Below are 7,547 nucleotides of genomic sequence, written 5' to 3' on the forward strand. Positions count from 1 at the left end.
TTCCTTCTGAATGGCCTGCATCTGCTCATTCAGGTAGTACTCCTTCTGGGTCTTCTCCATCTGCTTCTTGACGCGGGTGCGGATCTTCTTCTCGACCTGCAGTATCTCGATCTCACCCTGCATCAGCTCGTAGAGCTTCTCGAGGCGCTTGGCGGGGCTCTCGGTCTCGAGCAGCGCCTGCTTGTCGTTGAGCTTGAGCGACAGGTGGGCGACGATGGTGTCGGCCAGCCGCGCCGGGTCATCGATGCTCGCCACCTGCATGAGCATCTCGGGCGGGATGCGCTTGTTGAGCTTGACGAAGGCCTCGAAGACCGAGTGCACGCTGCGCACGAGCGCCTCGAGCTCCACGGACTTCTCGCTCTGCTCCTCGACGTCCTCCACTTCCACCATGAAGAAGGCGTCGTTGGGCTGGAACTTCTTCACCTTGGCCCGGCGCACGCCCTCGACCAGCACCTTCACCGTGCCATCGGGCAGGGGGAGGAGCTGGATGACGTGGCCGATGGTGCCGAAGTGGAAGATGTCCTCTGGCGTCGGGTCATTCGTCTTGGCCTTCTTCTGGGCGGCCAGGAGGATGACGGCCTTGTCGTCGGGCCCCTTGTGGGCCATCGCGTCTTTCAGGGCCGCAATGGACTTCTCCCGGCCGACGAACAGCGGGACCACCATGTGCGGAAACACGATGATGTCCCGCAGCGGGAGGAGCGGAATCGTGCTCCCACGCTTCTGGGCATCCCTCTTGTCGTCTCGTCCGAAGAACATGTATTCGCCACCTGCCTGCTTGCCACCCGAGGTGACAAGCCCCTGGAAAGTTGCCCGCACGCACACTCAGAGTACGAACGGGTAAGACGGTCCTATAACACGGCCTCTTCGCCAGCCGTTCCCCGGGTGAAAGATGGGGAACGTTGGCCTGCAAGCAAGGGAACACCTTCGGGGCCATCGGGTGTCCGGTCGCTGCTTTAGCGGCCCCGCGAGGGGCTCGCACTGACTTCTAGCCTGTTCGCCTGGACGCTCATCACCTGGAAGAGGAAGGAGTAGAGGTCCACGCTGGACTCGATGGCCTTGGCCACCTGATCCGCCCCGCCATGGCCCGCGTTGGCCTCGATCCGCAGGAGCGCGGGCGCCTCGTGGCCCGCGTTCTGCACGGCGGCCACGAACTTCCGGGCATGGAGCGGATCCACCCGGTCATCGTGATCCGCGGCCATCATCAAGAGGGCCGGATAACGCACGCCTGCCCGCACCCGGTGATAGGGCGAGTAGTCGTGCAGCACCCGGAAGTCCTCGGGGTTCTCGGCCGAGCCGTACTCTGGAATCCACGTCTTGCCGCTGCCGAACAAGTGGTAGCGCACCATGTCCAGCAGGGGCACCGAGCACACCACCGCGCCGTAGAGCTCCGGTCGCTGGGTCATCGCCGCCCCCACCAGCAGGCCGCCGTTGCTGCCGCCGGAGATGGCCAGCTTCTCGGGCCGGGTATAGCCCTCGCGCACGAGGAACTCGGCCGCCGCGTGGAAGTCGTCGAAGACGTTCTGCTTTCGGTCCAGCCGCCCGGCCTCGTGCCAGGCCTTCCCATACTCACCGCCGCCGCGCAGGTTGGCCACCGCGTACACGCCCCCGGCGTCGAGCCAGGGGTAGATGCTCGAGCGGAACGACGGCAGCATGCTCACGTTGAAGCCGCCGTAGCCATAGAGGAGCACCGGGTTGGTGCCGTCCTTCTTCAGGTCCTCGCGGTGCACCAGGAAGAGAGGCACCCGCGTGCCGTCCTTGGAGTGGTAGAAGGCCTGTTCGACGGTGTAGCGCTCGGGGTGGATGGGCATCTCCACCCGTGCCCACAGCTCCACGCGCCCGGTGGTCACGGACGTCTTATAGACCTGCGGCGGCGTGCTGAAGGAGCTGAAGACGAACCACGCCTCGTCCCGGTCCTCCAACCCGTACAGATTGCTCGCCGCGCCCACGCCCGGCAGTTCCACGTTCCGCACTGGCTGGCCGTCGAGCGTCACCAGTCGGACGCGGGTGGTAGCGTCCTGGAGGTAGGCGAGCGCCAGGTGGCCGCCCACGATATTGATGCCCTGGAGCGCGGCCGTTGGATCCTCGGGGACGATCTCCTTCCACGCCGCGCGCTCGGGGGCGTCCGGGGACACCTTGAAGACGCGCTCCAGGGGGGCCCCCTCGTCGGTGAGGATGTAGAAGTGGTCCTCCCAGACGTCGGCCGAGTACTTGGCTCCCTCGCCCCTCATCAGCAGGCGGAAGTCCTTCTCCCCCACCCGCTTCCACCAGATGTCGTTCTCGCTCCAGCCGCGGGTGATGTAGACGAAGAGGTACTTCCCGTCCCGGCTGACGCCTCCGTTGAGGAACGTCTTCGGGTCTCCCGTGCGCGGGTGCACCACCGGGTCCGCCTTCGGATCCGTCCCCAGCCGGTGCAGACGCAGCTCGGTGTAGCCGGGCCGCTCGGCCACGGGGATGGACGGATCCGTGGGCAGCCACGCGTAATAGAAGGACTGGTTGTCCGGCGTCCAGCTCGGGGAGGCGTACTTGGCCCCCTCGATGACGTCCACCTCGGACCACTTGCCGGTGTCCACGTCCAGCACGTGGAGGATGGCCTCGTCCGCCGCGTTGGGCTTGCGCGTGAAGGCCAGCTTCCGCCCGTCCCACGAGGGCGCCCACAGGCCCAGCGACACCGTGCCGTCCGCGCTCCACGTGTTGGGGTCCAACAGCACCCGCTCCTCCCCCTTCTCCCCCTCGCGCCAGTAGAGGACCGCCTTCTCCTTGTCCTTGTGCGTGCGGACGTAGAAGTAGCGGTCTCCACGCACCGCCGGCGCGGACAGGGACTCCACGTAGAAGAGCTCGGTGAAGCGCCGCTTCAGCGCCTCGCGGCCGGGGTACTGGGCGAGCCGCTCCCGGGTGAAGGCATCCTGGGCCTTCATCCACGCCCGCACCTCGGGGGACTTCTCGTCCTCGAGCCAACGGTACGGATCCGCGACCTCCACCCCGTGCAGTGTGTCCACCACCGCCTCGGCCCGCGTGGCTGGGTAGTTCATCCGCGTCGTCTCCATGTGCTGAGAGCAGATAAGGCAACGCCCCCGTCCGTCCCACGAAAAAGGTGGGAGAGGCGGGGGCGTCCGTACGGTGCGGTGAAGCGGTGCGCGACTACGCGCTCTCCTTCTTCGGCTCCGTCTCCTTGTTGTCCTGGGAGTGGAGCACCACCGGCTCGCTCTTCTTGAGGATGACCTCCTCGGAGATCACCACCTCACGCGCCGTCTTGCGCGAGGGCAGCTCGTACATCACGTCCAGCATCGCGCTCTCCAGGATGGAGCGCAGGCCGCGCGCTCCCGCCTTGCGGCGGATGGCCTCCGAGGCAATCGCCTTGAGCGCCCCGTCCGTGAACTTCAGCGAGATGCCGTCCAGATCGAAGAGCTTCTTGTACTGCTTCGTCAGCGCGTTCTTCGGCTGGCTCAGGATGTTCACCAGCGAGGACTCGTCCAGCTCCTCGAGCGCCGTGACGATCGGCAGACGGCCGATGAACTCCGGAATCATGCCGAACTTCAGCAGGTCCTCCGGCTCCACGTGCTTGAGCAGCTCGGTGAGGTTGCGCTGCTTCTTGGACTGGATGTCCGCGCCGAAGCCCAGGCTGCGTCCGCCCAGGCGCCGCTCGATGACCTGCTCCAGCCCGCCGAAGGCGCCGCCGCAGATGAAGAGGATGTTCGTCGTGTCGACCTGGAGGAACTCCTGCTGCGGGTGCTTGCGGCCCCCCTTGGGCGGCACGTTGGCCACCGTGCCCTCGATGATCTTCAGCAGGGCCTGCTGCACGCCCTCGCCCGACACGTCGCGGGTGATGGAGGGGTTCTCCGACTTGCGGGCGATCTTGTCGATCTCGTCGATGTAGACGATGCCGCGCTGGGCCCGCTCGATGTCGTGGTCCGCCGCCTGGAGCAGGTTGACGATGATGTTCTCGACGTCCTCACCCACGTAGCCGGCCTCGGTGAGGCACGTGGCGTCCGCGATGGTGAAGGGCACGTTGAGGATGCGCGCGAGCGTCTGCGCCAGCAGCGTCTTGCCGCTGCCCGTGGGACCCAGCAGAAGGATGTTGCTCTTCTGCAGTTCCACATCGTCCATCTGGACCTTGGTCTCGATGCGCTTGTAGTGGTTGTGCACCGCCACCGAGAGGACCTTCTTGGCCCGCTCCTGGCCAATCACGTACTCGTCGAGGATGGCCTTGATCTCACTGGGCCGCGGAATCCGCAGCTTGGTGTCCTTGGTCTCCTCGCGGTCGATCTCCTCCGCGATGATGTCGTTGCACAGCCCGATGCACTCGTCGCAGATGTAGACCGTCGGTCCCGCGATGAGCTTCTTCACCTCTTTCTGCGATTTTCCGCAGAAGGAACAGCAGAGGGACTGGTTGTCTCGCTTCTCCACGTTCTTTCCCGCCATGTATGCCCTCGCTGCGACTGCCTGAGGGTGCGCTCCCCAACCGGCCCGCTCCCCTTGCCCACAGTCAATCTAGTCAGCCCCCATCCGGGGCGTCCACGCACCTGAGGGGTACTTAACACCCCAAAAAATCTGGCGCAGAAAGCAGAAGCCGGAGACGCGGTGCAGCATTCCCCGCGACTCCGGCTCGGATACCCCGTGTGCGGGGGGTGTTACTTGCGCTCGCCCGGAGGAGCCAGGACCTTCCGGGGAATCTGCACCTCATCGAGGATGCCGTAGGCCTTGGCCTCGGTGGCCCCCATGAAGAAGTCGCGATCCGTGTCCTTCTCGACACGCTCGATCGACTGGCCGGTGTGCTTGACGATGAGTTCGTTGAGCTTGGCCCGCATCCGGAGGATTTCCTTGGCCTGGATCTCGATGTCCGTGGCCTGGCCGCGCACCCCGCCCAGGGGCTGGTGAATCATGATGCGCGAGCTGGGCAGGGCGTAGCGCTTGCCCTTGGCCCCGGCCAGCAGCAGCACGGCCCCCATGGAGGCCGCCTGCCCCACGCAGATGGTGGACACGTTGGGCTTGACGTACTGCATGGTGTCGTAGATGGCGAGACCCGCCGTCACCGACCCACCGGGCGAGTTGATGTAGAGGTTGATGTCCTTGTCCGGGTCCTCGGACTCCAGGAACAGGAGCTGGGCGACGATGACGTTGGCCACGTCATCGTCGATCTCCGTTCCCAGCATGACGATCCGGTCCTTGAGGAGCCGGCTGTAGATGTCATACGAGCGCTCCCCACGGTGGGTCTGCTCGATGACGTAGGGAACGGGCATGAAGGGCATGACAACCTCGCGAAGGGTCCGAAGGAGTAAACCGCCTTAGGAATACTTCGCCTGACCCTTCAGGAATTCAATCGTCTTTTCTTCGCGAAGTCGGAGGCTCAACCCCTGACGCTCCTCCGGGCCCTTGAAGTACTTGCGGACGACGGAGACGTCCTGCTTGGCCTCCTTGGCCAGCTCCTCGATCTTCTTCTCCACGTCCTCGGGGGAGGCCTGGATGTTCTCCTTTTGAGCAATGGCCTCGATGAGAAGCGCGCCCTTGACCTCCTGGAGGGCCTCCTCACGCAGGTCCTCGCGCAGCCGGGCGAAGTCCAGATTCAGACGGCGGGGGTCCATGCCCATGCGGGCCATGGCGCGCAGCCGGTTCTCCAGCATGTTGTCGATGGTGCGCTCCACCATGGACTTGGGCACCTCGAAGGCGTTGCGCTCGATGAGGGCCTTGATGATGGCGGTGCGCTCCTCGTTCTGGGCCTTGCTGCGCTTGCCCAGCTCCAGATCCGCGCGCAGCTTCCCGCGCAGCTCCTCGAGCGACTGGGCCTCGTTCGTCTCCTTGGCGAAGTCGTCGTTGAGCTCGGGGACGACCTTCTTCTTCAGGCCCTTGACGGTGAACTTGAAGCGGGCCGTCTTGCCCTTGACGTCCTCCACCCGGTAGTCGGCGGGGAAGGCGTAGTCGATCTCCTTGGTGTCGCCCACCTTGGCGCCCTCGAGGGCGGCCACGTTGGACTCCACCAGCTCACCGGGGGCCAGCTCCACGGTGACGCCATCGGCCTTGCTGCCGGCGAAGGCATTGCCGTCCACGGTGGCCTCGTAGTCCACGGTGGCGAAGTCACCGGCCTGGGCCACGTCGCGCCCCTCCACCGGCTCCAGCCGGGCCATGTTCTGGCGCAGTTCCTCCAGGCGGGCGTCCACGTCCTTGTCCTCGACGGCCGTGTCGGTGCGCGTGAGCGGCAGGCCCTGGTAGTCCTTGGCCTCCACCTTGGGCTTCACCTCGACGCGGGCCTCGAAGGAGAAGGGCGCGTCGGCCTTGAGGCCCGAGTTGTTCGTCACCTGGGGCGGAGCCACGGCATCCACCTTGTGCTCACGCGCGGCCTCCTGCCAGGCGTTCTGCATCACGCGCTGGATGACCTCGTCCTCCACCTGCTCCCGGTAGCGCTGCTCGAGGATGCGGCGGGGCACCTTGCCCTGCCGGAAGCCGGGCAGCTTCACCTGCTTGCTCAGCGCGGTGTACGCGCGGGTCAGCTCCTCGGCCACGCGGGCGTTCTCGACCTCGATGGAGAGCTTCTTCTCGATGGGAGAGAGCTCCTCGACCTGGACCTTCATGGGATGCCTCGCTCGCGCCGGACGTGCCTGGGACGTCGGCGTGTCGGATGGGTGAAGAAGTGAAGACGTGGGACGTGCGCCTTTAGGAGATAGGTCCGGTCCGGTCAACGCGAAATGGCCGGAATGGGCGAGGAGGGACTCGAACCCTCACACCTTGCGGTACCAGATCCTAAGTCTGGCGCGTCTACCAGTTTCGCCACCCGCCCGGGCGCTCACCCTGCGTTCTACCTCGAAAACCGGGAGCCGGCGCAGGCGAATCCAGGACCCCAAAAAGACAGCGGGGCCCTTCCATTTCTGGAAGGGCCCCGGCCTTGAGAGCGGAGGGAATCGAACCCACAACCTATGGATTAAGAGTCCATTGCTCTACCAATTGAGCTACGCTCCCGACTCTTTTTCGCCGCCGCGGTTCGTCACCGCGTCGTCGATGGGGCGGCTTGTATAGGGCACCGCCGTCCACGTCAAATGCTTTTTTTCGTACGCCTTCGCAACCCCGCTGACACCGCCTCCTGACGCCTGCCTGCCCTCCGGCCGGGCCTGGACGGGCGTTCAGTAAAAGGGATGCGAACGCCCCTCTTCCCGGGTTGAATTGTACTCAACTCGCGGGCGGACGGAGGTCGTTCGCCCTTTTCGCAGGGAAGGCAGAAGCGGCATGGAAGCACACAACAAGGCGGAGAGCGCGTCGAGCCAGTGGAGCCACGAGCGCGTGGAGCTCATCAAGCGGACCATCTGCCCCCGGGGCATCGGGGAGGACGAGTTCGCCCTCTTCATCGAGCAGTGCAAACGCTCGGGGTTGGATCCGTTGCTGAAAGAGGCCTTCTGCGTGGCCCGCCGGCAGAACGCGGGCAACCGGGACAAGCCCAATTGGGTGACGCGCTACGAGTTCCAGCCCTCGGAGGCGGGGATGCTGGCGCGCGCGGAGCGCTTCCCGGACTTCAAGGGCATCCAGGCGAGTGCGGTGTACGCCGAGGATGAGATCATCGTGGA

6 protein-coding genes and 2 tRNA genes are annotated in these 7,547 nt (G+C 65.4%); 1 reads left to right on the forward strand and 7 read right to left on the reverse strand.

Annotation, left to right across the window (positions count from 1 at the left end; all coding sequences use genetic code 11):
• The 7 genes from VF794_RS26285 to VF794_RS26315 all read right to left on the reverse strand — a co-directional run.
• A partial coding sequence (locus tag VF794_RS26285) for an LON peptidase substrate-binding domain-containing protein (RefSeq protein ID WP_331115039.1) occupies positions 1 to 756 on the reverse strand: 756 nt, incomplete at its 3' end.
• A 197-nt stretch (positions 757 to 953) separates the two neighbouring features.
• The gene (locus tag VF794_RS26290) at positions 954 to 3,029 is read right to left on the reverse strand and encodes a prolyl oligopeptidase family serine peptidase (protein ID WP_331115041.1); all 2,076 of its coding nucleotides are present in this window, start codon (positions 3,027 to 3,029) and stop codon (positions 954 to 956) included.
• A gap of 109 nt (positions 3,030 to 3,138) precedes the next feature.
• Positions 3,139 to 4,419, reverse strand: coding sequence for an ATP-dependent Clp protease ATP-binding subunit ClpX (gene clpX, locus VF794_RS26295; RefSeq protein ID WP_331115043.1), 1,281 nt, complete (start codon positions 4,417 to 4,419; stop codon positions 3,139 to 3,141).
• Between the two features lie 209 nt (positions 4,420 to 4,628).
• Positions 4,629 to 5,246 (reverse strand): ATP-dependent Clp endopeptidase proteolytic subunit ClpP, encoded by a 618-nt coding sequence (gene clpP / locus VF794_RS26300; RefSeq protein ID WP_331115045.1) that lies wholly within the window; start codon positions 5,244 to 5,246, stop codon positions 4,629 to 4,631.
• A gap of 36 nt (positions 5,247 to 5,282) precedes the next feature.
• Entirely contained in the window at positions 5,283 to 6,563 is a 1,281-nt protein-coding gene (gene tig / locus VF794_RS26305; protein ID WP_331115047.1) for a trigger factor, read from the reverse strand.
• A 124-nt stretch (positions 6,564 to 6,687) separates the two neighbouring features.
• Positions 6,688 to 6,769, reverse strand: a tRNA-Leu gene (locus VF794_RS26310).
• Between the two features lie 106 nt (positions 6,770 to 6,875).
• Positions 6,876 to 6,948 (reverse strand) — tRNA-Lys (locus VF794_RS26315).
• 264 nt (positions 6,949 to 7,212) lie between these two features.
• Between VF794_RS26315 and VF794_RS26320 the strand changes: the two genes are divergently transcribed.
• A partial coding sequence (locus VF794_RS26320) for a recombinase RecT (protein ID WP_331115049.1) occupies positions 7,213 to 7,547 on the forward strand: 335 nt, incomplete at its 3' end.

The organism is Archangium sp. (genome assembly GCF_036389735.1).
In the GTDB taxonomy this organism is placed as follows: Bacteria; Myxococcota; Myxococcia; order Myxococcales; family Myxococcaceae; genus Archangium.

Excerpts from the sequence above, each read along its gene's own strand:
- clpP (WP_331115045.1), bottom strand. The coding sequence starts at position 5,246 with ATGCCCTTCATGCCCGTTCCCTACGTCATCGAGCAGACCCACCGTGGG.
- clpX (WP_331115043.1), bottom strand. The coding sequence starts at position 4,419 with ATGGCGGGAAAGAACGTGGAGAAGCGAGACAACCAGTCCCTCTGCTGT.
- tig (WP_331115047.1), bottom strand. The coding sequence starts at position 6,563 with ATGAAGGTCCAGGTCGAGGAGCTCTCTCCCATCGAGAAGAAGCTCTCC.
- VF794_RS26290 (WP_331115041.1), bottom strand. The coding sequence starts at position 3,029 with ATGAACTACCCAGCCACGCGGGCCGAGGCGGTGGTGGACACACTGCAC.